The sequence below is a fragment of the Salinispora cortesiana genome (assembly GCF_000484695.1).
Lineage (GTDB): Bacteria > Actinomycetota > Actinomycetes > Mycobacteriales > Micromonosporaceae > Micromonospora > Micromonospora cortesiana.
Genome location: NZ_AXVR01000204.1, coordinates 1 through 1,013 on the forward strand (window position 1 = coordinate 1; position 1,013 = coordinate 1,013).

Sequence of the window (1,013 nt, forward strand, 5' to 3'; positions counted from 1 at the left end):
AGGAGGTACCACCAGGTGTTCGTCCCGGTGGCGGCCTGGCCGCCGTCGCCGCTGGGCACCCCGGCCGGGGTGGAGTGCAGGCCGGTGATGGTCTGCGCCACGACCTCAAGGCTATTTGCCTCAGCAGAGCCGATCGCGTAGATGATCGTCGCGGTGCCCTCACCCAGGTCCAGGTCGGCGGGGCCGATCGCGACGGTCTCGGTGCCGGCGAGCACAACATCGGCGCTGACGCTGCCGGCGTCCACGTCCGCCTTGGCCTCGTTTGGGTTGGTTAGCTCGGTGAAGACCGGGGTGCCGCCGGCCCGGACGTCCACCGCCGGAGCGGCGGCGGTGTGCCGGACGATCAGCCGGGACTTGCCGGCTTCCACCTTCGGCGTGTCGTTGACGAACGGCGTGATCTTCGGCTGACCACTGGCGTCCAGGTGGGCGGCGAGGCTGATGTTGGTGCCGCCCGGCACCTCCGCGTCGTCAACCGTGAGGATCGCGCTGTCCACCGGCTCGCCCGGCTTGGTCAGCGCGATGTCGTACGTGCCCTCGGCCAGGCTCAGCGGGCCCGCGACGTCGCCGGGAGTGAAGTTGTCCAGCGTCTTCTCCCCGTTGACGTACACGTCAACCGGGGTGTCCGGGATGCCGTGGACCACCGAGACCTCGGCCGTCGCTGCGTACGCCGGGGTCGCGGTGAGCGCGCCGACTCCGGCGAACGTCAGCGCGGCGACCGCGCTGCCGGCGGCCACCCGACGAAAGTACGAGCGTTGCATGTCTGCCTCCTGCTGATTGATGTTGATTAGTCAGGCTCGGTGTTCGGAACGGGTTACGTCCGCTCCACACCAGCCGGATGCGGCCGGAGGAAACTTTGTCTTTTTTGGCGTCGCTGCATCCGCGGACGCCTGAGTCGACGAATAGCCCTGCGAAAGACAGGTACTAACCCTGATTCTTCGCGGGTCTGACGCCTGTCGATGATTGAGGGGCCGGCATTGTAGCTGGTGGATGTCTTGGGCTCGTCGGGTATGGCT

Annotated in this window: 1 protein-coding gene; it reads right to left on the reverse strand. The window is 67.6% G+C overall.

What is annotated here, in order from left to right:
• The coding region (locus K228_RS0125230) for a DUF4397 domain-containing protein (RefSeq protein ID WP_025620826.1) at nucleotides 1-758 on the reverse strand (758 nt) is incomplete at its 3' end.
• Nucleotides 759-1,013 lie beyond the last annotated feature (255 nt).